Annotated in this window: 31 protein-coding genes; 30 read left to right on the top strand and 1 reads right to left on the bottom strand. The window is 36.3% G+C overall.

All coding sequences use genetic code 11. From position 1 onward, the window contains the following. Positions 1-113 precede the first annotated feature (113 nt). The 6 genes from P0092_RS13115 to P0092_RS13090 all read left to right on the top strand — a co-directional run bounded on the left by P0092_RS13115 (position 114) and on the right by P0092_RS13090 (position 5,399). Complete coding sequence (locus P0092_RS13115; protein ID WP_004617655.1) at positions 114-560, top strand: RrF2 family transcriptional regulator; 447 nt, start codon at positions 114-116, stop codon at positions 558-560. A gap of 76 nt (positions 561-636) precedes the next feature. Further along, complete coding sequence (nifS, locus tag P0092_RS13110; RefSeq protein ID WP_004617657.1) at positions 637-1,818, top strand: cysteine desulfurase NifS; 1,182 nt, start codon at positions 637-639, stop codon at positions 1,816-1,818. 37 nt (positions 1,819-1,855) lie between these two features. Then, on the top strand, positions 1,856-2,317 hold the full coding sequence (nifU, locus tag P0092_RS13105; RefSeq protein WP_004617659.1) for a Fe-S cluster assembly scaffold protein NifU: 462 nt from the start codon (positions 1,856-1,858) through the stop codon (positions 2,315-2,317). 21 nt (positions 2,318-2,338) lie between these two features. Continuing rightward, positions 2,339-3,418, top strand: coding sequence for a tRNA 2-thiouridine(34) synthase MnmA (mnmA, locus tag P0092_RS13100; RefSeq protein WP_004617660.1), 1,080 nt, complete (start codon positions 2,339-2,341; stop codon positions 3,416-3,418). A gap of 148 nt (positions 3,419-3,566) precedes the next feature. Next, positions 3,567-5,126 (top strand): hypothetical protein, encoded by a 1,560-nt coding sequence (locus tag P0092_RS13095; RefSeq protein WP_004617661.1) that lies wholly within the window; start codon positions 3,567-3,569, stop codon positions 5,124-5,126. Positions 5,127-5,210: 84 nt separating this feature from the next. Next, positions 5,211-5,399: a hypothetical protein gene (locus P0092_RS13090; protein ID WP_004617662.1), complete on the top strand. Its 189-nt coding sequence runs from the start codon at positions 5,211-5,213 to the stop codon at positions 5,397-5,399. A gap of 55 nt (positions 5,400-5,454) precedes the next feature. Here P0092_RS13090 and P0092_RS13085 read toward each other — a convergent pair whose 3' ends face one another. Further along, positions 5,455-6,252: a histidinol-phosphatase HisJ family protein gene (locus P0092_RS13085; RefSeq protein WP_004617664.1), complete on the bottom strand. Its 798-nt coding sequence runs from the start codon at positions 6,250-6,252 to the stop codon at positions 5,455-5,457. A gap of 133 nt (positions 6,253-6,385) precedes the next feature. On the opposite strand from P0092_RS13085, the gene P0092_RS13080 reads away from it, so the two are divergent. The 24 genes from P0092_RS13080 (at position 6,386) to xseB (ending at position 23,423) form a co-directional block, all read left to right on the top strand. Beyond that, on the top strand, positions 6,386-7,816 hold the full coding sequence (locus P0092_RS13080; RefSeq protein ID WP_004617666.1) for an aminopeptidase: 1,431 nt from the start codon (positions 6,386-6,388) through the stop codon (positions 7,814-7,816). A gap of 21 nt (positions 7,817-7,837) precedes the next feature. Then, positions 7,838-8,704 carry a TIM barrel protein gene (locus P0092_RS13075; protein ID WP_004617668.1) on the top strand — a complete coding sequence of 289 codons (867 nt, stop codon included), beginning with the start codon at positions 7,838-7,840 and terminating at the stop codon, positions 8,702-8,704. 175 nt (positions 8,705-8,879) lie between these two features. Beyond that, a complete protein-coding gene (gene aroQ, locus P0092_RS13070; protein WP_004617671.1) occupies positions 8,880-9,308 on the top strand; it encodes a type II 3-dehydroquinate dehydratase in 429 nt (142 codons plus the stop codon). 55 nt (positions 9,309-9,363) lie between these two features. Next, positions 9,364-10,449: an aminopeptidase P family protein gene (locus P0092_RS13065; RefSeq protein ID WP_004617673.1), complete on the top strand. Its 1,086-nt coding sequence runs from the start codon at positions 9,364-9,366 to the stop codon at positions 10,447-10,449. 152 nt (positions 10,450-10,601) lie between these two features. Continuing rightward, positions 10,602-11,162, top strand: a complete 561-nt coding sequence (efp, locus tag P0092_RS13060; RefSeq protein ID WP_004617675.1) for an elongation factor P — start codon at positions 10,602-10,604, stop codon at positions 11,160-11,162. A gap of 32 nt (positions 11,163-11,194) precedes the next feature. Beyond that, positions 11,195-11,611 (top strand): CD1247 N-terminal domain-containing protein, encoded by a 417-nt coding sequence (locus P0092_RS13055; RefSeq protein ID WP_004617678.1) that lies wholly within the window; start codon positions 11,195-11,197, stop codon positions 11,609-11,611. Positions 11,612-11,884: 273 nt separating this feature from the next. Further along, on the top strand, positions 11,885-12,292 hold the full coding sequence (locus tag P0092_RS13050) for an emp24/gp25L/p24 family protein (RefSeq protein WP_004617679.1): 408 nt from the start codon (positions 11,885-11,887) through the stop codon (positions 12,290-12,292). A gap of 21 nt (positions 12,293-12,313) precedes the next feature. After that, positions 12,314-12,703, top strand: coding sequence for a GntR family transcriptional regulator (locus P0092_RS13045; RefSeq protein WP_004617681.1), 390 nt, complete (start codon positions 12,314-12,316; stop codon positions 12,701-12,703). Next, positions 12,696-13,394, top strand: coding sequence for an ABC transporter ATP-binding protein (locus P0092_RS13040; RefSeq protein ID WP_004617682.1), 699 nt, complete (start codon positions 12,696-12,698; stop codon positions 13,392-13,394). Before P0092_RS13045 ends, P0092_RS13040 begins: the two co-directional genes overlap by 8 nt. Further along, a complete protein-coding gene (locus tag P0092_RS13035; RefSeq protein ID WP_004617684.1) occupies positions 13,388-14,212 on the top strand; it encodes a hypothetical protein in 825 nt (274 codons plus the stop codon). The genes P0092_RS13040 and P0092_RS13035 overlap by 7 nt, the downstream gene beginning before the upstream one ends. Positions 14,213-14,410: 198 nt before the next feature. Further along, positions 14,411-15,382, top strand: coding sequence for a stage III sporulation protein AA (gene spoIIIAA, locus P0092_RS13030; RefSeq protein ID WP_004617686.1), 972 nt, complete (start codon positions 14,411-14,413; stop codon positions 15,380-15,382). Between the two features lie 16 nt (positions 15,383-15,398). After that, entirely contained in the window at positions 15,399-15,917 is a 519-nt protein-coding gene (spoIIIAB, locus tag P0092_RS13025; protein WP_004617687.1) for a stage III sporulation protein SpoIIIAB, read from the top strand. 20 nt (positions 15,918-15,937) lie between these two features. After that, positions 15,938-16,132, top strand: coding sequence for a stage III sporulation protein AC (gene spoIIIAC / locus P0092_RS13020; protein WP_004617688.1), 195 nt, complete (start codon positions 15,938-15,940; stop codon positions 16,130-16,132). Positions 16,133-16,165: 33 nt separating this feature from the next. Then, complete coding sequence (spoIIIAD, locus tag P0092_RS13015) at positions 16,166-16,552, top strand: stage III sporulation protein AD (protein WP_004617689.1); 387 nt, start codon at positions 16,166-16,168, stop codon at positions 16,550-16,552. A gap of 58 nt (positions 16,553-16,610) precedes the next feature. Beyond that, on the top strand, positions 16,611-17,807 hold the full coding sequence (gene spoIIIAE / locus P0092_RS13010) for a stage III sporulation protein AE (protein ID WP_004617690.1): 1,197 nt from the start codon (positions 16,611-16,613) through the stop codon (positions 17,805-17,807). A gap of 14 nt (positions 17,808-17,821) precedes the next feature. Beyond that, complete coding sequence (locus tag P0092_RS13005; RefSeq protein ID WP_004617691.1) at positions 17,822-18,463, top strand: stage III sporulation protein AF; 642 nt, start codon at positions 17,822-17,824, stop codon at positions 18,461-18,463. Between the two features lie 55 nt (positions 18,464-18,518). Beyond that, complete coding sequence (locus tag P0092_RS13000) at positions 18,519-19,139, top strand: hypothetical protein (protein ID WP_004617692.1); 621 nt, start codon at positions 18,519-18,521, stop codon at positions 19,137-19,139. A gap of 126 nt (positions 19,140-19,265) precedes the next feature. After that, on the top strand, positions 19,266-19,847 hold the full coding sequence (locus tag P0092_RS12995) for a SpoIIIAH-like family protein (protein WP_004617693.1): 582 nt from the start codon (positions 19,266-19,268) through the stop codon (positions 19,845-19,847). A 235-nt stretch (positions 19,848-20,082) separates the two neighbouring features. Then, positions 20,083-20,466 carry an Asp23/Gls24 family envelope stress response protein gene (locus tag P0092_RS12990; protein WP_004617694.1) on the top strand — a complete coding sequence of 128 codons (384 nt, stop codon included), beginning with the start codon at positions 20,083-20,085 and terminating at the stop codon, positions 20,464-20,466. Between the two features lie 173 nt (positions 20,467-20,639). After that, a complete protein-coding gene (gene amaP / locus P0092_RS12985; protein ID WP_004617695.1) occupies positions 20,640-21,191 on the top strand; it encodes an alkaline shock response membrane anchor protein AmaP in 552 nt (183 codons plus the stop codon). Positions 21,192-21,208: 17 nt separating this feature from the next. Beyond that, a complete protein-coding gene (locus tag P0092_RS12980; protein ID WP_004617697.1) occupies positions 21,209-21,439 on the top strand; it encodes a DUF2273 domain-containing protein in 231 nt (76 codons plus the stop codon). Between the two features lie 32 nt (positions 21,440-21,471). Further along, on the top strand, positions 21,472-21,909 hold the full coding sequence (nusB, locus tag P0092_RS12975; protein WP_004617699.1) for a transcription antitermination factor NusB: 438 nt from the start codon (positions 21,472-21,474) through the stop codon (positions 21,907-21,909). Positions 21,910-21,979: 70 nt separating this feature from the next. Next, positions 21,980-23,194 (top strand): exodeoxyribonuclease VII large subunit, encoded by a 1,215-nt coding sequence (gene xseA, locus P0092_RS12970; protein ID WP_004617701.1) that lies wholly within the window; start codon positions 21,980-21,982, stop codon positions 23,192-23,194. Beyond that, a complete protein-coding gene (xseB, locus tag P0092_RS12965; RefSeq protein ID WP_004617703.1) occupies positions 23,187-23,423 on the top strand; it encodes an exodeoxyribonuclease VII small subunit in 237 nt (78 codons plus the stop codon). Before xseA ends, xseB begins: the two co-directional genes overlap by 8 nt. Positions 23,424-23,431 lie beyond the last annotated feature (8 nt).

The following is a 23,431-nucleotide window of genomic DNA, read 5'->3' as shown; positions in this document are numbered from 1 at the left end:
TCTGATTAAATCATAGTAATTTAATTGGAATTGAGGTGATTAGCTTTTTTAAAGACATTATTTTATAAAGCTGATTACCTAAATTAATTTTTATAAGGGGCGTGGAGGTTAAAGTGAAAGTATCAACAAAAGGAAGGTATGGACTCAGGGCTATTGTTGATCTTGCTGCCCATGAAAGTGAAGGACAGGTTTCTCTGAAAAGCGTAGCTGAAAGACAAAAACTTTCAGAAAACTATCTGGAACAGTTGTTTTCATCTTTGAAAAAGTCAGGGCTCGTTAAAAGCATTAGAGGGGCTCAAGGCGGATATCTTCTGTCAAGACCGGCTGATAAAATAACTGTTGGAGATATTTTGAGGTCACTTGAAGGAACTTTATGTCCGGTAGAGTGCATTGACCCTGACTTGCCAGGCAGTTGTGATAGGGCTGATGAGTGTGTTACGGCTGATGTCTGGGCCAAGATACGGGATAAAATTAACGAGGTAGTTGACTCGATAACTCTGGCTGATCTTGTTTCAGAGTTGGCGAATAAAACCAATGATGATTATATTTACTACATATAAGCTGTTTTTGATGCTTCTTGCAGGGGTATAATTTAAATAAATACAATTTTCACATATATAAAAGGGAGTGTTAGTGATGGAGGATAGAACAGTATACTTAGATCATGCTGCAACCACATATGTCAAACCTGAAGTATTTGAGGCAATGAAACCGTATTTCAGTGAGCATTTCGGAAATGCTTCATCTATATATAGTTTGGGCCGTGACAGTAAGAAAGCTGTAGAAGAGTCCAGAGAAAAGGTTGCAAAGGCAATAGGAGCAGAACCAAAAGAGGTTTATTTCACCGGCTCAGGAAGTGAAGCAGATAACTGGGCACTCAAAGGAATAGCTGCTGCATATAAGAAAAAGGGAAACCATATTATCACATCAGCTATTGAGCATCCGGCAATAATGAGTTCATGCAAATACTTAGAGGGTGAAGGCTTTGAGGTAACATATGTTCCGGTAGACAGTGACGGACTTGTATCACCTGAACAGATAAGAAATGCAATCAAGGAAAATACAATACTTATCAGCATAATGTTTGCAAATAACGAGATAGGCACTATTCAGCCTATAAAAGAAATCGGTGCTATTGCAAAGGAAAAGGGAGTATTATTCCATACTGATGCCGTACAGGCGGTTGGAAATATAAATATAGATGTTAAAGATTTGAATGTAGACCTTCTATCCTTATCAAGTCATAAATTCTACGGACCCAAAGGTATAGGAGCGTTGTATATAAAGAAGGGCGTTAAAATAGCTTCATTTATCCACGGTGGACAGCAGGAACGTGGAAAAAGAGCCAGTACGGAAAATGTCCCGGGTATAATTGGTTTAGGAAGAGCAATTGAGCTTGCAACGGAAAACCTTGATGAATACAACAAGAAACTAATTGAGCTCAGAGAAAAAACCATAGAAGGTCTGTTTGCAAAAGTTCCATATATCAGGTTAAACGGACACAGACACAACAGATTGCCCGGTAATGTAAATATATCATTTGAGTTTATAGAAGGAGAATCACTTCTTCTTATGCTTGATATGAAGGGAGTGTATGGCTCCAGCGGATCAGCCTGCTCATCAGGTTCTCTTGATCCTTCTCATGTCCTGTTAGCTATAGGGTTACCACATGAAATTGCACATGGCTCACTAAGACTTTCATTTGGAGATGAAAATACTCAGGAAGATGTTGATTATATACTGGAGGTTATACCTCAGATTGTTAGCAGGCTAAGAGATATGTCACCTCTTTGGGAAGCTGTAAAAGATAAAAAGTAATTTTATATTATTATATAGAGAAAAGAGGTATATAAAAATGTATAGTGAAAAGGTTATGGATCATTTTTCAAATCCCAGAAATGTTGGGGAAATAGAAGATGCAAATGGCGTTGGTCAGGTAGGAAATCCGAAGTGCGGAGATATAATGAAAATGTATCTTAAAATAGAAGATAATATAGTTGTAGATGCAAAGTTTAAGACCTTCGGTTGCGGAGCTGCAGTCGCAACAAGCAGTATGGCGACCGAACTGGTTAAGGGTAAAACAGTTGAAGAAGCGATGAAAATAACTAATAAGGCTGTTGCAGAAGCTCTGGATGGACTGCCGCCGGCAAAGATGCACTGTTCAAATCTGGCAGAAGAAGCTATTGCAGCTGCCTTGTATGACTATAGAAAAAGAAACGGCTTAGTTGACCCAAATGAAGCTCAGGACTGTACAGGTGAATGTTCGGCTTGTCACCACAGCCATGGACGTGAGGAAGACTTTGAAGACGAAGAATAGAATTTGTGCAGGAGATATATAATGGGTCCAAAAAAAGTAATGCTTGGTATGAGCGGCGGCGTCGACAGTTCTGTAGCTGCCGCCATTTTATTGAAACAGGGTTATGAGGTAATAGGAGTTACATTGCAAATATGGCAGGACATGGATGAAGAACGACAGAAGTCGGAAGGCGGCTGCTGCTCACTTTCAGCTGTTGATGATGCCAGAAGGGTTGCAAACAAGTTAGGTATACCCTACTATGTTTTAAACTTCAAGGATATATTTAATAAAACAGTTATAGAATACTTTAAAGAAGAATACTTCAAGGGAAGAACTCCAAACCCGTGTATTGCCTGTAACAGACATGTTAAGTGGCAGGCTATGCTGGACAAGGCTCTTTCCATGGGAATAGACTATATTGCTACCGGACATTACGCAAAAGTAATGCAGGATGCTAAAACAGGCAGATTTATTCTGAAGAAATCAGTTACCGACAGAAAAGATCAGACGTATGCACTGTATAATCTGACGCAGCAGCAATTAAGCCACACACTTATGCCGGTGGGTGACTATACGAAGGATGAAATAAGAGAAATTGCAAAAGAAATAGGACTTTCCGTAGCAACAAAACCTGATAGTCAGGAAATTTGTTTTATACATGATAACGATTATGGCAAATTTTTAAGCGAGAACTGTGACAAAAAGATAGTTCCCGGAAAATTTTTAGATACTAAGGGGAATGTGCTGGGTAATCACAAAGGTATAGTTCATTATACCGTCGGGCAAAGAAAAGGATTGGGCATCGCCTTTGGAAAACCAATGTTTGTAGTAGCCGTTAACCCTGAAAATAATACCGTTGTTCTTGGAGACGACAGTGAGGTGTTTTCCGAAACATTGACGGCTTCTGACCTGAATTTTATTTCAATCCCAAAGCCGATAGATGGAATGAGAGTTAACGCAAAAATCAGGTATTCTGCAAAAGAAGCACCTGCAACGATAAATGTAATAGATGAAAACCGTATAAGCGTTGTATTTGATATACCTCAAAGAGCTATTACTCCGGGACAGTCAGTAGTTTTCTACGACGGGGATGTAGTTGTAGGCGGCGGCACAATAGAATAATAATTCACATAATTTTACTAAAAAATCTTCTATCAGAGTTTGTTTTCAAGCTGTGGTAGGAGATTTTTTGCATAACATACAAATATTAATTGTATTTACATAAATATACTGGTAATATATGTGTATTAATTGTAAATGGAGGAATTTTATGAAAAAAATGAAGTTGCAGCTTTTACTTCTTGCAGTAGTAATTATTACAATATTTTTTCATGCAGAAAATATCTATAGTGCCGACAGCGTTAATAAAGACACGATTATTCAATCGGTTGATATTGATGCCGACAATGATAAAAATCCTGAATTCAAAGTATGTCTGTACAATACCCGTTCAGATGTGAAATATATAGTCCAAAATCCATATATCACTAAACATAAATATATGACATCTAAGATTTATAAATTGATACAGTATAAAAACGGTAAAGAAACAGGATATGTTAACCTTACTTTGAATAGTCTGAGAGATAACAATAACTGGATGTTTTTTGTTAACTACTATTCTAGTCAAGATAACATAAAGCTCAAATACGATATTAAGACATTTACACAGCAATCAAATCTGAATATACTGACCTTCCCAAACCAAAAGGGAAAATATGTTTTAAAAAAAGAAAAGGCTTCAAGTAAAGTGACCCTATCAAATAAAGTTACCTATCTGGAAGGAACAAAACGTTATGTTAAGTTCGGTGAAACCATTTCTGCAAAAGGACTTGGCGCAACAGTATGCGAAATATATAAGTACAAGGCAGACAATGTTCTGACAAAATCAAAAGATGGATTCAACTCACAAATTACATTAAACTCAATTGCTAGAAGGGAAATCAGGGGATACTGGATTTTATCTCTTAATCCTATGGTGGATTGGAATCATAAAACCGCTTTTAATACGATGATTAAAATGGACTTCGAATCAGATACATTATTTTTTAGTGACGGAGTATACAGGGAAAACATGTATAATTACGTACCTCGATCCTCCAGTATAAGAACTTATTTTAAAAATCCCGCAGGCCTTCAGGTAAGGGCATGTAAATGGGTTCTGGATAAAGGAAGTCTATTCAAAACTGTTGGGGTGTATACAATATATGTATTTGCAGATTCCATAGGAAGCAAAGGCTATATCCCCACTCAGCCAATGTCAGAATGGCTCAAGTCAGATTACAACATAGGTTACAATTTCTATGATACAAGGTTTAATTCAGATACCATGACGTCGTTGTTATACATATATAACGACTATCCAGATAAGTATGTACTTGAAAAGTTGACTAAGTATATAAATTTTTACAAAAATTATTATAAAACAAGACAGTATAAGGTTGGAAAGGCAATATTTGTACCGGATTACATGGATATAAGCGGCAAAAACAAGATTAATCCTGCTTCATTGAATCATTTTATTGCAGAAACTGAGGTAATGTTTCTTTACTATAATCTGACAGGTGATAAGGAAAGCCATAAAATTGCTTTAGAAATGCTCAATTCCATAAAGCTTACCAGCAGCAAGTGGATACGTCCAAACGGTGATTTATGGTATAGGGTTACGCCACAGGGTGTATTCAAGACAGATGATTATCCCTTGGTAACATACAATGATCTTGTATTTTTCAAACATATTATAAAAACCGTTGAAGGCAAAATTCCTGCTGAAATTGAAAAAATGTACCAAAGTAAAGAAAAATGGGCAAAGAACCATGGATTTCTTTGATACTTCTAATTTACCAACATATATTTTATTTTAATGCAGACATTAAATAAGTATTTGTTTTAAAAGCAGGAGGAGGGATTTATTTTGCGTGAAGGATTGATTCCAACGGTATTAGGAACGGCTGTTACCGCAACAGGGCTGGCAATGCGAGGTTATGACATGAAAAGACATGGCATGAAGAAGCGTGATACAGCAGTTGCAATTGGAGCGGGCGTTATAGGCTTTGGAGTGGCACATGTTGTGCTGGGTTCCATAGACCTGATACACAAATAAATCAAACATGGGTTGTTGCAAAACAAAAAACTTTCTGTTTTGCAACAACCTCAATTTATATTTTTTCAAAAACAGGTTTTCTTTTTTCAAAATGAACCACATGCTTAAATCCAATACTCTTTAAATGTTCAAAGGCCTCGCAAAAACTGTGCCCCAGATGTTCTGCAAAGTGGGAATCCGACCCTACGGTAATAACTTCTCCACCCAGCTCAAAGTAGCGTTTTACAACATCATAACCGGGTATTGTACATCCAAGGTCACTTCTTAACCCGGAAGTATTAAGCTCAATACCTTTTCCTTTTTCTATAACTGCTTTTAAAATCTCGTCGATAATATCACTGTAATCCTTGTATCTGAGAGGTTTGTCTTGGAAGTTGCCATACCGTGCAACGTAACCTATATGGCCTATAATATCATAATTATCATAGGCATTTACTGAACAAAGGATTTCTTGCAAATATCTTTCATAAGCCTGCTGTTGTGTTTTTCCCACAAAGAAAGTCCCGTTATAAGGGTCCTTGTGCTCAATTATATGCACTGAGTTAATAACAAAATCAAAGTCAAATTGATTTACTATATTATTGATTTTATCAACTACATGGGGCTGAAAACCCATTTCAACACCTATAAGCACTTCAAGCTTAGATGCCCACTTATCTTTAAGTTTACTAAAAAAGGAAAAATACTCATTATAATCAATTAAAAAACTCTCATCAAAATCAGGAAAGTCATAATCAACATGGTCGGTGAAAACCAATCCTTTAAGTCCTGTTTCAACGGCTTTTTTACAGGCTTCTTCTGCGTCCATGTGCGAATCTGTAGAAAATTTTGAATGAATATGGTTGTCATGCATTGTAACTTTCTCCTTTGAAAAGTATAATAAAACTAAAATTAACCATCCTATAAATATCATACGATAATAAAGTAATGCTAATTAATATTATCTACATTTTAAACTAAAAGTCAAAAAAGAGAGAGGTTAGAAAATGAATCAAGAAAAGACAAAAGGTGAATTATTAAAAGAAAAGCTTACCTACAATCAAAAAAATGCTTGGGAGCATAGTGAAAAAGAAGTTCAACAAGCTTTTGAATTATGTGATGAATATAAGACGTACCTGGATGAAGGAAAAACAGAGCGTGAATTTTGTTCAGTTGTAGAAAGTCAGTTAGTTAAGGCAGGGTATGAAAATCTGAATGAACTTATGAAAAAAGGTACAAAGCTGAAACAAGGGGACAAGGTTTACTACATAAACAAGGAGAAATCTGCTGTTTTTGCAGTAATTGGCCAAGAACCGCTGACACATGGTATAAATATGCTTGGAGCACATATAGACTCTCCACGCCTTGATTTAAAACCTAACCCTGTTTATGAGGACACCGGTATAGTACTGCTTAAAACGCATTACTATGGAGGAATAAAAAAATATCAATGGGTAACTATTCCTTTAGCATTACATGGTGTGGTTATTAAGCCAGATGGTTCAAAGTTGAATATCAGTATTGGTGAGGATGACAAAGACCCTGTATTTACCATAACAGATTTACTTCCTCATTTGGCTCAGGAGCAGATGCAGAAAAAAGCCACTGAGGTTATTGAAGGAGAAAGTCTCAATATATTATTTGGCTCAATGCCTTTAAAGGATGAGAAGGTAAAAGATAAAATTAAGCTGAATATATTAAAGCTTTTAAACGAAAAATACGGAATAATAGAAGAGGATTTTATATCGGCAGAACTGGAGGCAGTACCCGCATACAAGGCAAGGGATATTGGACTGGACAGGAGTATGATAGGTGCTTATGGTCAGGATGACAGGGTTTGTGCATTTACATGTGTAAAAGCAATACTTGATATTGTGAAGCCTGAAAAAACTGCGTTGTGTATTCTTACTGACAAAGAAGAAATCGGAAGCATGGGGAATACCGGTGCTCAGTCCAGTCTTCTCAGGAATTTTGTGTCAAAACTGCTATATTTAACAGTAGATAACTATTCAGATATTTTAACAAACCTATGTCTGGAAAACTCAAAAATGCTTTCAGCTGATGTTAATGCAGCTGTTGACCCAACGTATGCAAGTGTAAATGAAAAAACAAATTCATCATTTATGGGAAATGGTATTGTACTTCAAAAATATACAGGTTCACGAGGCAAATACGATGCAAGCGATGCCAATTCTGAATTTGTAGCGGAAATCAGAAACCTGTTTAATAAAGAAGGCATTATTTGGCATTTATCAGAAATGGGTAAAGTTGACTTAGGTGGCGGTGGAACTATAGCTCAGCATGTTGCAAACCTTGGTGTTGATGTACTTGATTGCGGAGTACCGATACTTTCTATGCACTCTCCAATGGAAATATCAAGTAAAATAGATGTTTATATGAGTTACAAGGCTATGAAAGTATTCATTGAAAGCAAATAAATGTTATTAGGAGAAAAGGATATGATAAGATTCGGGCCATCCGGAAATTCAGACAGCTTTTATGAACAGGGATTCAAATCATCGTCGCAAATGCCTGCATGGCTTGCTTCAAAGGGACTGAATGCTTATGAGTATTCCTGTACAAAAGGAGTAAAGGTTGGAGAGGCAACTGCCAGAGAAATAGGTCAACAGGCACAAAACAACAATATCTTTGTCAGTATCCATGCTCCGTATTATATAAACATGTCAAGTGAAGAAGAGGACAAAAGAGAAAATTCCAAGAGATACATTATGGAAACCTTACAGGTTGCAAAGTGGATGGGTGCCAAGAGAATAGTTGTTCATACGGGTTCTACCAGTAAACTGGGACGGGAAAAGTCACTTGAATTGGCAATTCAGATTCTTAAAGAAACTCTGCAAATGTCTGATGCCGCTGGTTTTGGTGATATCAGTATATGTCCGGAGGTGTTGGGTAAGCATAACCAGTTGGGCACACTTGAAGAAATAATGGAAATGTGCAAAATCGATGAAAGGCTTATTCCTACTATAGATTTTGGTCATGTTCATGCCAGAGGCCTTGGAATACTGAATTCTCAAGAAGACTTTGAAACAGTCATAGATTTTATAGAAAACTCAATAGGCAAGGAAAGAACAAAAAACATTCATTGTCATTTCAGCAGGATAGAGTTCTCCAAAGGTGGAGAAAAAAAGCACTGGAATTTTTCTGATAAGGAGTTTGGACCTGAATTCAAACATCTTGCGCCTGTACTGGTTAACAGGAAAATGGAGCCTGTAATTATTTGTGAATCAAGAGGAATGATGGCAGAGGATGCCGCTGAAATGAAAGAAATTTATTATGGCATCCTGGAGAATCAAAATTTGTTCTAATAAGTGAGTATCGCAAAAATAATTATATTTTCTAACCTGTACTTTGGAGTATAAATTGTATATCAATGGGAGCTTGGAAGCAATCATTGATATACTTTTATACGGCAGTTACCTTTGTTAAAACAGAAAAACTTCTGTTTTGCAACAGCTCATTAGATAAAAAATGGAGGTTAAAATGAAAAAAATACTTGTTTTAAACGGGCCTAATCTGAATATGCTAGGCATCAGGGAAAAAGCCGTATACGGAAGCGAAACACTGCTGGATATTGCCCAAGAGGTTAATATCGTATCTCAGGAGCTTGGTTTGGAGTCAGATTTTGTACAATCAAACCACGAAGGAGAAATCATAGACAAACTGCATGCAGCACGTGGTGTCTATGATGTTGTAATAATTAATGCGGGAGCATATACTCACTACAGTATAGCTATAAGAGATGCAATAAAGGCAATAGAAATACCTACAATAGAGATACACCTTTCAAATATACATAGCAGAGAAGAATTCAGGCATACATCAATGATAGCACCCGTTTGTGTAGGACAGATATGCGGATTCGGCAAAATGAGTTACATACTGGCACTTCATGCTGCAGCAAACTTTTAAAGGTTAATAGGTTAATATATATAGACAAAAATAGGGATTTATGGAGGTAGTTTAAATGGTTGACAAGCAAATACTATCAAATAGGTTGGACACTTTCAGAAAGGAACTGAAAAACCTTGGACAAGATGGTGCATTAATTACAAAAAGAGAAAATTATATGTATCTTTCAGGTTTTTCAGGCACTTCCGCAAACCTTGTTATTACTGATAAAAAAGCATATCTGCTGACAGACTTCAGATATGTTGAACAATCGGCAAAGCAGGCTCCTATGTTTGAAGTAATTCAACATAAGACTGACATAAAAGATACTATCCTTGAAATACTAAACGCCGAAGGAATTAAAAAACTTGGCTTTGAAGATGAAAGCTTGACTTACGCGGAATACAAATCATTTAAAGGCAAGTTTCAGGGTACTGAACTGGAGGGAATTGGCTCTGTTATTGAAGGGTTAAGGAGTATAAAGGACTCTTATGAAATAGAAACAATAACCAAAGCCGTAGAAATTGCTGATGGTGCATTCAGTTATGTTCTGGGTATTATAAAGCCAGGAATTACAGAGCTTGATGTTGCTGCCGAACTGGAATATCAAATGAAAAAATTAGGGGCATCCGGTGCTTCCTTTGAAACAATTGTTGCTTCTGGGCTGAGATCATCCATGCCTCATGGAGTAGCATCTGAAAAGAAGCTCGAAATCGGTGATACAATTACAATGGATTTTGGCGCATTATACAACCATTATTGCTCAGATATAACAAGAACAGTATTTCTTGGACAGCCGGATAAAAAAATGATAGATATCTATAATATAGTATTAGAAGCCCAGTTAACTTCAGAGAGAGGTGCTGTTTCTGGAAAAACCGGAAGGGAAGTTGATAAAATAGCAAGGGATATAATATATGACAAAGGATTTGAAGGTAAGTTCGGACATGGACTTGGTCACGGCTTAGGTCTTGAGATACACGAGAATCCACGCCTGTCACCAAGCGGAGATAAAGTACTGAAAAACAATATGGCAGTTACAGTAGAACCGGGTATTTATGTTGAGGGGCTTGGAGGAGTAAGAATAGAGGATACTATTATAATCAGGGATAACAACCCTCTTGTTCTAACCCAATCTAAAAAGGACATGATTATAATATAAGCCAAAAACAGACTTTTTCGGTGCATTTATTGACTTTTATTATTAAAATGAAAATTTTTCTTGCCTAATAGAGAAAATTAATTTAATATAAACTAGGGTAGTATTAAAGATAAAATAAATTTTTATGCATTTTTATATTATGGAGGTAAGGTATGATAGTAGCTGGTGATTTTAAAAATGGCGTAACATTCGAATTGGATAATAATATATTTCAAGTAATAGAATTCCAACATGTTAAGCCGGGAAAAGGAGCTGCGTTCGTAAGAACAAAGTTAAAGAATATAATAACAGGTGCAACAGTTGAAAGAACTTTCAATCCTACAGATAAAATGCCAAAAGCTCATATCGAAAGAAAAGATATGCAGTATTTATATAATGATGGTGATTTATATTACTTTATGGATGTTGAATCCTTTGAACAGCTTCCTATAAACAAGGAAACTATAGGAAATACTCTCAATCTTGTTAAGGAAAATGACATTGTAAAGATTCTTTCACATAAAGGAAACGTTTTCGGTATCGAGCCTCCTACATTCGTAGAGCTTGAGGTAACAGAGACAGACCCCGGGTTTAAGGGAGATACTGCTACCGGTGCAACAAAACCTGCTACGGTTGAAACCGGTTATGTTATAAAAGTGCCTCTTTTTGTTAACACTGGAGATATAATAAGAATTGACACTAGAACAAATGAATATATGGAAAGAGTTAAATAATAAAATACCAAAGTGGTAATGAGGAGGTAAATATGAGCTATATAAGCGAACGTGTAGCATTCATTAAAGGTTTGGCAGAGGGTATGAAAATTAATGATTCAACCAACGAAGGAAAGCTGTTAAACGCTATAATCGATGTTCTGGATGATATCACACTTGCAATAGAAGATATTGAGGAAATTCAGGATGATCTTGGTGAACAAGTAGACAGCATAGATGAGGATCTCGCAGAGATTGAAAAGCTTATTTATGATGAGGACGAGATTGAGGTTGAAGAAATAGAGTGCCCTAACTGTGGCGAAAAAATCGATGTTGATCTTGAAATGATTGACGAAGATACCGACTCTATTGAGTGTCCCCATTGCCACGAGAAGATTGAATTGGAATGGGATTGCGACTGTGAGGATGACTGTGGCTGCGGTTGCGGACATGATCATGATGAAGAATAATTAATAGTATTTTATTTGAAGCTGTCAACATAATATGTTGGCAGCTTTTTTAAAATTAGTAACATTTAAAATATAAAACTTACGGACTGTTGCCGCATACATAGTGATATCATTATAAATGGATAATGTCCACATAAATATACTGAAATCCATGTCATGAGAATAATCTCAGGGCATGGATTTTTTTATATAAAGTATTGACACAAATTTGCTATAGTTGTATTATTGTATTAATCACTTAATACAATAATACAACTTAAAGGGGAGTACACCATGATAAATAAGAAGTACATCTTACTTATAATTGTTTCAACCATATTTTTATTATCCGGATGCACCTACGGAAGCTTTAGTACTTTAAAATCTGTTGAAAAAAATACTTTTAGCATGATGTCTATGAGTTATGAAAAATTTAACGGATATAAAGCTACTTCTATTAAAGTAAAGGAAGGCAATCCCATGAATGTAAATGTGGATATTGTTTCAAAAAAAGGAAAGCTGGACATGTCCATTACTGATGAAAAGGGTCACAGTATTTATGAGGGTAAGGATATACCTACATCCTCTTTCACAGTAAAAATTCATGAGTCAGGAGACTACAAAATTAAAGTTTCAGGTAAAAAACACTACGGAAGTTACAAAATTACATGGGGAAAGGCAAGTGAAGACAATGAAAAATAGTTGCAAGAGGGAGGTGGTCTGATGGCTAATGATTTTTCAGCTAATGTTCCCATATACATTCAAATAATGAATAATGTTAAGCTCAAGATTGTTTCAGGAATATGGGAAGCAGGGCAGAGACTTCAATCTGTCAGAGAGCTGGCTGTGGAGTTTTCAGTAAATCCCAACACCATGCAGAAGGCTTTATCCGAACTGGAAAGAGAGGGCTTGCTGTATGCAGAAAGAACCTCGGGACGATATGTTTCTCAGGACCAGGATAAAATTAAGAAAGCGCGAGATGAGATGGCTGAAGAATATACCGGGAATTATTACAACCTGATGAAGAAACTTGGTTATACGAAAGAAGAAATAATATATGTAGTATCTAACAGATTGGTTGAATTTGAAAAGGGAGGTCTTAAAAATGAGTAATATGATAGAAATAAAGGCATTGCATAAGAGCTACGGCTCAAGAAAGGTTCTGAATAATGTATCTTTGACATTAGAAAGTGGGACAATAGTGGGTCTGCTGGGACCAAACGGATGCGGCAAAACATCATTAATCAAGATAATTGCAGGTATTATTCAAGATTATGAAGGAAAGGTAATGATTGATGGAAGATCTCCTGATGAGTACACAAAATCTATTGTTTCATACTTACCTGAAAAAACCTATCTTGGTGAAAACTTAAAAGCTAAGGACGCTTTGGACTTCTTTGAAGATTTTTACTCTGACTTTGACCGTGAAAAGGCATCTAAAATGCTTTCTCAATTCAAGCTTGATCCAAATCAAAAGATAAAAAGTATGTCAAAAGGAATGCAGGAAAAAGTTCAGCTCATTCTTGTAATGTCAAGAAAAGCAAAGGTATATTTACTGGACGAACCTTTGGGAGGACTTGACCCCGCTTCACGTAAAGCAATGCTGGATATTATACTGAACAATTATTCCGAGGATGCAGTAGTACTTCTCTCAACTCACCTTATAAACGATGTTGAAAGAATATTTGATAGGGTAATTATGGTGGGAGAAAGCAGAATTCTGATAGATGATACTGTTGACAATATTCGAGAGAAAAATGGTAAATCTGTTGAAGAGCTATTTGAGGAGGTGTTCAAATGTTAGGAAAATTATTTAAGTACGAGATTAAAGATACATCAAGGCTAATACCTTTCTTTTATTTGATAACAGCAGTTATGGCAGGTTTGTCACTGCTTTCAGGAAAACTTGAGTTAGGTTGGTTCAAGGCAACATCATCAGTGCTTCTGCTATTAGTTGGAATTTCAGTATTTGTTGTTACACTGGTAGTAATATGTATGAGATTTTACAAAAACCTATACTCAAACGAGGGTTATTTAAGTTTTACACTGCCTTTAAAGCCTCACCTTCATCTTGTTTCAAAGGCAATCGTATCATTTGGTTGGATGTTACTGAGTGTTATAATCAGTATGGGAGCTATCTTTGTAGCCTTATATGGATTAGGAGTAGACGGGAAAATGTGGGCGTCGGCTTTGGATGAAATAGAAAGATATGGCATGGGCAAATATATGTATGCATTTATACCTATGATTTGTTTAGCTATACTGTATCTTATGAGTCAGATTTACTTTTCCATAACCCTGGCAAATAGTCCTAAATTCCATAATATAGGGGCGGCAGGAGCTTCGATTCTATTGTTTTTTGTTACAAATATAGTACTCAGGATAGTAGAGACTATACTGACCATAATTATTCCTTTTTCACTTTTCGTAAACATTTCAGGTAGTGTAGATATTTCTTTAACTGCTCATAATATGGTTGGATATTTAATAGATAACTTTAACAACACAAATCCTTCAAATATGGTTATTGGTTTGGGAGGATATACATTTGATGTAATTATGATATTTGTCCTCTTCTATATTACCGGCCGTATTATGAATAAAAAAGTTTCTTTGAGATAATAAGAGAATTATATAAGTAAATTTGACACCCGATGAACCAAAATGGTATCGTCGGGTGTTTTTTATACCTTTATTTATTTTTGTCATAATGTTGGACAAAGCCTAATATATATAAATAAATAAATTTCTTATATGAGATTTAAGGCAGTTACTTAACACGAGGGTGTTAACTAAAGAAAAGCAAGGAGTGATTAACACATGACTAACGTACAATTTGAAATATTTCCTTTCCTCATTCCCGGTATCAGGGAAGTTATTCAAAAAATTAATATTAATGAGTTAAACAATTTGGAAGAAATACGGTTGCGGGCAGGAAAACCCCTAATGGTGTTTTATAAAAAAAATGATTGGTTTGTCACCGGAAACGGGCGTTTAACACGTTCTTTGAGTGAGGCTTATTTAGTTGAGCAAAGAGAGATAATCAAAACTCTTGAACTCATGAGTGAGAATTCCATTTACGCATATCAGGATGAAATAAAATCGGGTTATATCACTTTGCGGGGAGGACATAGAATAGGCCTAAGCGGAAAGGTTGTACTGCAGGAAGGTAAAATCAGAAACATAAAGGATTTTAACGGTCTTAACATTCGTATTGCAAAAGAGGTAAGAGGCTGCGCAAAAAATATAATTAAATACATAATAAAAAACAGCTCTGATATTTATAACACACTTATCGTCGGGCCGCCTCAATGCGGAAAAACTACCATACTCAGGGATTTGTCCAGAATGCTCAGCAGCGGTGAACAGGAATATGACTTTAACGGTATGAAGGTAGGAATAGTTGATGAAAGGTCTGAAATCGCTGCATGCTGCAAAGGTGTGCCACAGAATGATGTAGGATATAGAACGGATGTTATGGATGGTTGTCCAAAGGTATTGGGGATGGAAATGCTTTTGAGAAGTATGTCGCCCGGTATAATAATTACTGATGAGATAGGGACCCACGGTGACAGAGATGCCGTTTTAAAAGTACTGAATTCAGGCATTAAAATAATAGCGTCGGCACACGGTTATAACATAACAGAGCTAAAAATGAGGGAGGAGCTCCTTTCTTTGATTAAATCCGCAGCTTTTGAAAGGTATATAGTGCTGAGTTCCAGAAACGGGCCCGGTACACTTGAAGAGGTTGTAGATGAAGGGATGACACCGATTTACAGGGTATCAGCATAGAAGGGGGCTTATAAAAATGATAATAAAAATTATTGGCTCGGCACTTCTCATATGTGCAACCAGCCTTATGGGCTTTTCTCTGGCAGCGGACTGCTCAAAAAGACCTAAAGTACTCAGAGAACTTCAGGTATTGATGCAAATGTTTGAAAATGAGATAAGCTATCTGTCAAATTTATTGGCACAGTCCTTTGAAAGAATATATACAAGCTCTAAAACTGATGCCTCACTACTTTTTAAGGAAGCGGCTGAAAACCTGTCCTTGCCCGGAATAACTGCAGATATGGCTTGGGAAAAGGCTGTGGAGAACACATCTGCAAAGCTGGGTTTAAGTAAGGAAGATAAGGCAATTTTGATTACCTTTGGTAAAATGCTTGGCAGTTCAGATTTGGAAGGCCAGATTAACAATATAAATCTTGTCTCATCCCAACTGAAACTGCAGGAAATGAAAGCAGAACAAATGAGACAAAAAAACGAAAAAATGTACAAAAGCCTTGGAGTATTAAGTGGACTGGCAATAGTAGTCGTATTATTTTAGATACAAAGGAGTGAAGTTTTATGGAAGTAGATCTCATATTTAAAATTGCAGCAATAGGCATATTAGTTTCGGTACTGAATCAGGTTTTAACCAGGTGTGGAAGGGAAGAACAGGCTATGATGACAACCCTTGCAGGAATAGTAGTTGTACTTTTGATGGTGTCGAAACAGATTGCGGGTCTTTTTGAGGCGGTAAAAACCATGTTTCAATTTTAACAAAAGCATTATGGATACGAGGGTACATATGATATGGACATACTTCAGATTGTTTGTATTGGTATAGTTGCGGTAGCACTTTCATCAGTGATAAAGGTACAGAAGCCGGAGCTTGCTTTGCAGGTGAGCATTATTACCGGGATTCTCATATTTATGCTTGTAGCAGTAAAGCTATCCGCAGTCATAGATTTTATAAAAACCTTCAGCCAGAAGGCTGATATAGACTCAACATACATTGCTATTTTGCTTAAAATAGTAGGAATTGCATACATAGCGGAGTTTGGAGCAGAGGTTTGCAAAGATGCAGGAGAATCATCAATTGCATCAAAAATAGAGCTTGCCGGTAAGGTTACCATAGTAATTCTGGCAGTACCAATAATAACATCACTCCTGGACCTGGTAGTAAAACTGATGCCTTAGCAGGTATCTGAAATACATCACGTTAACGGCTGCTTTTAGCCTTGGAGGAATTTTACCAATGAAATTAAAAAAACTTGTATTTGCAATATTACTGCTTATAACTATTTTCTCCACACTTTGCGTACATGCAGAGTCATTACAGCAAAATACTGACAGCAGTAATGAAAATGAAAAAATTCTTAGCGATCAACTTAAGGATAACTCTGATATAAGCGACAATGTAAGAAAGTATTACGGGGAAGAGTCACAAGATCTCTTTCCGGATTTTGACCCCGGAAAAATTGCTTCCGATGCCGCAAGAGGTGACTTGAAATTCAGTTTCACAGGGGTTATTAACAGAGTAATCAGGTATCTACTAAAAGAAGTCTTTTTAAATGCAGACATATTAATTAAGATAATAATACTTTGTATCATTTGCGCTATACTGAAAAACCTGCAAAATTCATTTCTTAGTGAAAGCGTAGGTGAAATGGCATTTTTCGTTTGCTACATTGTATTGGTTTCAGTATTGATGGTCAGCTTCAGTACAGCAATGAAAATGTGTATGGATATTATTGATGGTATGGTGTCGTTTATGCATTCAATAATACCACTGTTAATTACATTGCTGGCTACATCAGGAAGTATATCTTCGGCAGGTGTTTTCCAGCCTGTACTGGTTATGCTGATTGAAATAGCTGCCACGGCAATTAAGAATTTTTTTATTCCCATGATTTTCCTAATTACAATGCTTAACATAGTAAATAATATTTCAGATAAAATTCAATTAACCAAACTTGCCGGTTTTATGAAGCAAATCTGTACTTGGGGGCTGGGACTTATCCTTACTATATTTATAGCAATTGTATCAATACAGGGGTCCATGGGTGCGGTTGTAGACGGAGTTACAAGCAAGACGGCAAAGTTTGCACTTGGAACATTTATACCGGTAGTAGGAAAATATCTGGCAGATGCAGCCGATACCGTTGTTGGTTGTACACTTGTAATAAAAAACGCATCAGGGCTTATTGCCATGATTGGTATCTTAGTAATATGCCTTGCTCCGCTTTTGAAAATCCTTGCCGTGGTTATATTGTACAAGCTTGCCTGTGCATTTGTAGAGCCTATAGCAGATAAGAAGATTACAAATTGCCTTAACGATATGTCAGGCTCATTGACATATATATTAGGAGTAACCGCCGCTGTAGCAGTTATGTTCCTAATAGCAATAACAATTGTAATAAGTACTACTAATATGTCTGCGGCAATAAGGTAGGGGAGGGATTTCAAATGCTTGAATTTTTAAGAAGCTGGATTATCAATATTGTAACAATCACAATCATTCTGGTTTTATTTGAAATAATAATGCCTTCAGGAAAAATAAAGAAAATAATAAGTCTTATAGCAGGATTTATTTTGCTGATTGCTGTTATAAACCCTTTTTTAACTCTTAAAAATAAGAATTTTGATATTGGACAGAATGTGTTATCAGATAGCATGTACCTTGATAAAAATGAGCTCGAAGCCAGTAGCAAACTGTTAAAGGACAAGCAGATGAAGCAGGTATCCCAGGTTTACAAGGACAAAGTTATTAACAGTATACAGGAGCAAGCTCTAAAGGTTAATGGAGTTTCTCAGGCAAAAGCTGACATTGAAATCAATGAAGACTACTCTTCAAATAAATTCGGGGAAATAACCAGAGTAAATCTTCAGATAAAACGGGGAAAAAAGCAGTCGGACAGTGTAAAAATTAATTCCGTAATGCCTGTTAAAAAAATTGATATTTCATTACCCTTTGTAAAGGGAAAAAACAACAAAAAACAGGAAGCAGTTACGGATGATGAGAGTAAAAAAATAACAGAACAATTAAAACAGACCATAAATAAATCCTTTGAAATAAAAAAAGACAGTATTATTGTTACAGTAAATTAATTATTTTTGGATAACCAATATATTTTCGGAATAAATGATGTAGGAGGGAATATAAATGTATAAATTTAGTAAGCTTATAACGGAGCTGAAAAACAAAATAACTGCCGACGGGAGTAAAAAAGTAATTCAGAATACTGTAATAATTGCAATTATAGGAATAATCCTACTTATTGCAGGCAGTGTATTTTTTCAAGAAACAGCAAAGAAAAGTGAGAAGGTCACTCCCCAGCCCAAAAACGGTACAGAGGCTGTGGAAACATTGAGTCAGAAGGAAGGTGAAACAAAAGATAAACTGGAAAAAAGTCTGGAATCTATACTGTCCCAAATAAAAGGAGCAGGTAAGGTTAGTGTTATGGTTACCTTTTATTCCGGTAATGAATCTGTACCGGCCTATAACACGAAAAACAGTACAAGTGACACACAGGAGAAAGATAAGGAAGGGGGGACACGGTCAGTTAAACAGTCTGACAAAGAGAATAATATTATTTTTGAGGAAAGCGACGGAGTAAAAAAACCGTACATCACAAAGGAAATGCTCCCAAAAGTAAAAGGAGTTGTAATAGTTGCAGACGGAGCCGGAGATGCTGAAGTCAGAAGTAGTCTGGCAAATGCTACGGAGGCACTTTTTGAAGTAGCTTCCCACAAGATACAGGTATTTGAGAGAAATAAAAACTAATTTTAAAAAATAGAAATAAACTTTAATATATATGAATATACATAATGTGTGAGACGAGCAAAAATCCTTTAGGTGAAAAGCCAAGGAGAAACAATAAACTAAAAGATTGTTAGGAGGGTCTATGTAATGAATTTTTTAAAAAGAAAACAAATAATTGTACTATCCCTTGTACTTATGCTGTTAGTAGCAGGCTATTTGCAGTACACCTACAACAAAAGCGCACAATACAGCGAAGATGACTCCGCTCAATTTGGCGATGCAGTGTATGTAGATAATAAGGATGCATCTGCTAAGGGAAATGTTAACACTGCCACTGCCGGGAATGAAGAGAAAACAGCTACCGCATCAAAGGAAGCAAACAACTTTTTTGCTCAGGCAAAAATGGATAGGGATGTTACCAGAGACAAGGACATTGAAACAATGAAAGGTGTTTATGGAGACGACATGGCTAGCAAGGATGCAAAATCCAAAGCTTATGCAAAAATGATGAAAATAGTTGAAACCTCTCAGAAAGAGGCAAACATTGAAACTCTTATCAAAGAAAAAGGTTTTAATGATGTAGTCGCATTATTCTCTGACGACGGGAGTGTGGATGTTGTTGTAAAGGCTCCTGCGATATCTAAAGCTGATCAGGCTAAAATACTTGACATTGTTGCCAGACAGGGAAATGTTCCCTTTGATAAGATTATAATCAAGAATATGTTCTGATTTCTTATAATTTTATAAATAAAGCAGCTCAAAAAGGGGTTATCTTGAAAAAGATAGCCTTTTTGCTTTTAATAGTTTTTTGGACAAGCAGCAACATTATTCCATATGATTAGAAACCAATGATATTTAAAATACTAGTATAGATTGATAAATAAGGATTGAAGTGATATAATTTTACAAGCTGTTATCCAGATAAAATGGTAATATTGCCTGACTGATATAATGGAGGTATATTATGGAAGAAAATAATATAATTGATGACTATGGTTCTGTAAAAATATCTGAGGAAGTTGTTGCCATTATTGCGGGAATTGCTGCGACTGATGTTCCCGGGGTAGCGGGCATGAGCGGAGGTATCGCGGGAGGAATAGCTGAGATTCTCGGTAGGAAGAACCTCTCTAAAGGAGTAAAAGTCGAGGTCGGAGAAAAAGAAGCAGCTATAGATTTATATATAATAGTAGAATTTGGTTCAAGAATACCTGAAGTTGCATGGGACATACAGGATAAGGTAAAAAATACGGTACAGGAAATGACAGGACTCAATGTCGTTGAGGTTAACATTCATATTCAGGGAGTTAACTTTGAAAAAGAAGCAAAGAAGGATACTGAAGTCAAGTAAGGGTATCAATATCTGTGTTATTGGAAATAATTAAATAAAGTATATGAGAATGATTATTATCCAAACATTCTCATATACGTTTGATTTTTATACATAATTGAAATATAATGAAATTAATTACCGAATTTATGGGTATTGTTTGCTTATAATAAAAGAATAGAGGTGAAGTTTATATGAACATAATTTTACGTGTACTATTAGCTGTATATGCATTTTTCCTGACAATTGCATCCATGTTCGCAATGCTTGTTACAATCAAGTCTGACATATTGTCGGAGGCTTATACATACTTATATAACGATGTGTTGGGATATCGGAATCCATCCATTATAATGTTCATTGTTTCTTCAATATTTTTCTGTTTGAGTTTGACATTCCTTCTTTCCGGTTTTAAGCCGGAAGGAGATAAAAAAGCTATAACCAAATACAATAAAAACGGCGATATCAGAATTACTTTAAACTCAATCGAGAACATTGCATTGGCTACATCGAGAAAGCTCAACGGGATTCGTGATTCCAAGGCATTTGTTACAAAAGTAGGCGAAGGTGTCAGTATTACTGTGAAAGCAATTGTTCTTCCTGACATAAACATTCCTCTGTTGTCTGAAGATATGCAGCAGAAAGTAAAATCTGCAGTTGAAGATTGCACGGGAGTGCAGGTAGATAGTGTCAGAGTTTTGGTGGAGAGCATTTTCACTGGTTACAAATCTGCGAGAGTTGAGTAGCAATTGGAGGTGTTACCATGGATAAACAGGTATTAACCGAGTTTTACAATCAGCACAAGGGTGAAATACTGGGGGCCGCAATCGGTTTTTCGATTGCAGTTATTGTATTGATTCTTGGATTGTTAAAAGCATTGTTTATAGTTTTGTGTGTAGTTTTTGGATTTTATGTCGGGAAAAAATTGTACCAGGACAAAGACTATATTAAGAATCTTCTGGACAGGATACTGCCGCCTGGTACATACAGATAGACAGAAATAACATAATTTAAGGAGGAATATCAATGGGACGCCGTGCATCCAGGGAATCTGCGATGAAACTGTTGTATCAATTGGAAATACAGAAAACTGACAGAGACGAACAAATTAACATGGCCCTGGAAGACGAAAGTTTAACTGAAAACGATAGGGAATATATTAAAGGAATCGTTGATGGGGTATTCGATAAAACGCCGGTTTTAGATGGTATAATAGAAAAAAAAGCCACCGGTTGGAAAATAAATCGTTTATCTAAAATAGATTTGTCAATTTTAAGAATAGGAATTTACGAGATATTGTATAGGGACGATATACCATTTAGTGTTTCTGTAAATGAGGCTGTAGAATTAGCTAAAAAATATAGCAATGAAGATGCAGGAGCGTTTGTTAACGGTCTTTTGGCCAAGGTATCAAAGAGTGATATACCTTTAGAGACAATAACTGGTGAAACTGATTCTGAATAATAGAAGCTTTAAAGGGTAATGTGATAAATTTGACATTATCCTTTTTTGAAATATAGGAGTTTTATGAATAATGAATAGAGTTTATTCGGTTTCTGACATAAATAATTATATAAAGCAGTTGGTATCAAGGGACCTAATATTATCGGATGTGTCAATTAGGGGTGAAATATCCAACTTTAAGCACCATTATACCGGGCATATGTATTTTACCATTAAGGACGAAAACAGCCTTCTAAAATGCGTTATGTTCAAGTCACAGGCCATTGCGCTGAGATTTGCTCCCGAAAATGGTATGAAGGTGATAGTGTCCGGCTATATCTCCGTTTTTGAAAGGGACGGGCAGTATCAGCTATATGCAAGTAATATGCAGCCCGATGGAGTGGGTGCTCTGCACGTTGCCTTTGAACAATTAAAGGAGAAGCTTCAGCAGGAGGGATTATTTGACCTTGAAAAAAAGAAAAGTATTCCATTGCTGCCGGGAAGTATAGGTATTGTAACATCTTCAACAGGTGCCGTTATAAGAGATATTATTAATGTTACTTATAGAAGAAACAGCAAAATGAAGTTGGTTTTGTATCCTGTAGCCGTTCAGGGACCTCAGGCAGCAGGACAGATATCTGAGGCAATTAAGCGACTAAATGAGCATAATAAGGTTGACGTAATAATTGTGGCCAGAGGCGGCGGCTCACTGGAGGAGCTGTGGGCCTTCAATGAAGAAATTGTTGCCAGAAGTATATATGCATCCAATATCCCCGTTATCTCTGCTGTTGGACATGAAACAGACTTTACAATAAGTGATTTTGTTTCGGATATGCGGGCACCCACCCCGTCCGCTGCCGCCGAACTTGCAGTTCCTGATATTGAGGTGCTTTTATATAAACTGGAAAGCTACAATATGAGAATGAAAAATTCCCTTGTGAAAAAAGTGACTGCATTGCAGAATCAACTGCAAAAAATAAATTCAAGACCTTCTTTTACACAGCCCTATGACAGAGTAAACCAGCAAAGGCAGGCAATAGACAATCTAGTAAAAAACCTTGTAAGGGAAAATCAAGCTATTATAAAAGACAAGAAGTCACAGTTTGGAATCCTAGCAGGAAAGCTGGATGCTTTGAGTCCTTTGAAGATAATGGAACGTGGCTATGGTGTTGTAAAAAATTCCCAAGGACATGTTGTAAATAGTGTAAAGCAGGTTAATGCCGGAGATAAGTTGGAAATATTGATAAATGACGGATTGGCAGAATGTGACGTTACATCGGTAAGAGAGGGAAAGATATATGAGTAAAAGCGTTAAAATTGAAAAGAGCTTCGAAGAAGCTATTGCAGAGCTTGAACAAATTGTTGTGAAGCTTGAAAAGGGTGAAGCCACACTGGAAGAGTCCATCAACAGCTTTCAGCAGGGGATAGAACTTTCAAGGTACTGTGCGGCGAAGCTGGATGAAGCAGAAAAGAAAATTACAATGTTGATTCAGAATGAAGAGGGTAATTTGGAAGAAAAAGATTTTAACTTGTAATTCGGAGG

The organism is Ruminiclostridium papyrosolvens DSM 2782 (genome assembly GCF_029318685.1).
Lineage (GTDB): Bacteria > Bacillota > Clostridia > Acetivibrionales > DSM-1351 > Ruminiclostridium > Ruminiclostridium papyrosolvens.
This window is presented reverse-complemented; position numbering and strand designations above follow the sequence as displayed.